The following is a 700-nucleotide window of genomic DNA, read 5'->3' as shown; positions in this document are numbered from 1 at the left end:
TAACGTTTTAGCTATGAACAGTACGGGAGCAAACTAGCGTTTGCTTTCCTCCACGCACATAGCAAAATCTTTTGGTTTTGTTTTTTCTTTTTTTGTTCAAAAGCGAAATCCCAAAGATTTCGCGACCTCATAAATATACACAGACTTTAGCGTTTAAGCTCGAAGCCCGTATTGTTTATAGGTTGTGTTGTAACAAGTTTTATTACCCAGCTTGGTGTCCGTCAACGATAGTTATTTTATCAACAATTCCATCATATAGGTCGCAAACAATATATGGTCCATTAGCAATTTTCATTATAAAGCTATCTTTGTCAATTCCATTTTCTGCTTTCCAATTCAATTGAAGGTGATTTATGAGTCCGATTATTCTATGAATTTTGCATTTGGATTTTATTTTGAAATCTTCAAAGAGTGAAATGTCATGTTTTTTCCATTCTAAATTCTTAAACATAATTGGTTTGTCAAGAAATTTAAATTCAATAGCCATTTCGTTAATTATTTTATCGGCGAATCCGTAACGATATGCTCCGTAATGTAGATACCCATATTCTTTCTCGCCGCTGATATTCGTCGGCTCGCCCAATATTGAATTTGCTTCATCAATCGTCATTCCCATTATAACTCCTTTAAGAGTTTTTCCTCCTTTTAAAAATTCAATCATATTTAGTTATAAATGGTTCTTCAAAATTTGTTACAACGT

General features: G+C 33.0%; 1 protein-coding gene. It reads right to left on the bottom strand.

The features are described 5' to 3' along the window. Positions 1-202 precede the first annotated feature (202 nt). Positions 203-661, bottom strand: a complete 459-nt coding sequence (locus M4I21_RS18510; protein WP_249560709.1) for a hypothetical protein — start codon at positions 659-661, stop codon at positions 203-205. Positions 662-700 lie beyond the last annotated feature (39 nt).

The sequence above is a fragment of the Cellulophaga sp. 20_2_10 genome (assembly GCF_023476645.1).
Taxonomy (GTDB): domain Bacteria; phylum Bacteroidota; class Bacteroidia; order Flavobacteriales; family Flavobacteriaceae; genus Cellulophaga.
The sequence above is the reverse complement of the archived record's forward strand: the minus strand, read 5'-3'. Positions and strand labels throughout refer to the sequence as shown.